The organism is Bordetella petrii, from assembly GCF_020991325.1.
Taxonomy (GTDB): domain Bacteria; phylum Pseudomonadota; class Gammaproteobacteria; order Burkholderiales; family Burkholderiaceae_B; genus Bordetella_A; species Bordetella_A petrii_E.
This window is the reverse complement of record NZ_JAJMLX010000526.1, coordinates 1-830: the sequence shown is the minus strand read 5'-3', so window position 1 is coordinate 830 and position 830 is coordinate 1. Positions and strand designations below refer to the sequence as shown.

At 67.2% G+C, this 830-nt stretch carries 1 protein-coding gene; it reads left to right on the top strand.

Annotated elements, in window-relative coordinates; all coding sequences use genetic code 11:
• Nucleotides 1-830: methyl-accepting chemotaxis protein (locus LPZ50_RS25125; protein WP_230665537.1), on the top strand; the 830-nt coding region annotated here is incomplete at both ends.

Genomic DNA, 830 nt, shown 5'->3' with positions numbered 1-830 from the left:
GAAATCGGCCAGCTGTTCTCGGCGCTGAAGCGGATGCAGGAGAACCTGGCGCGCACGGTGGCGCAGGTACGCCGGGGCGTGGACGAGATCAACGTGGGTTCGCGGGAGATCTCGGCGGGCAACACGGACCTGAGCAGCCGCACGGAGCAGCAGGCGGCGTCGCTGGAAGAGACGGCGGCGTCGATGGAAGAGCTGGCCTCGACGGTGAAGCAGAACGCGGACAACGCGCGCCAGGCGAACCAGCTGGCGGCCAGCGCCTCGGACGTGGCCGAGCGGGGCGGGTCTGCGGTGTCGGAAGTGGTGAGCACGATGGAAGGGATTTCGGCGAGCTCGCGCAAGATTTCCGAGATTGTGTCGGTGATCGACGGCATTGCGTTCCAGACGAACATTCTGGCGCTGAACGCGGCGGTGGAAGCGGCGCGTGCGGGCGAGCAAGGCAAGGGTTTTGCGGTGGTGGCGGGCGAGGTGCGTTCGCTGGCGCAGCGCAGCGCGCAGGCGGCCAAAGAGATCAAGGTGCTGATCGAGGACTCGGTGAGCAAGGTGGGCACGGGTTCGCAGCAGGTCGAGCGGGCGGGCGCGACCATGCAGGAGATCGTGGCGTCGGTGAAGCGGGTGACGGACATCATGGGCGAGATCTCGGCGGCTTCGGAAGAGCAGTCCGGGGGTATCGACCAGGTGAACCGTGCGGTGTCGCAGATGGACGAGGTGACGCAGCAGAACGCGGCGCTGGTGGAAGAGGCGGCGGCCGCGGCGGGTTCGCTGCAAGAGCAGGCGCAGCAGTTGTCCGAGGCGGTGGCGGTGTTCAAGATCAATGCCGGCGAAGTCATCGA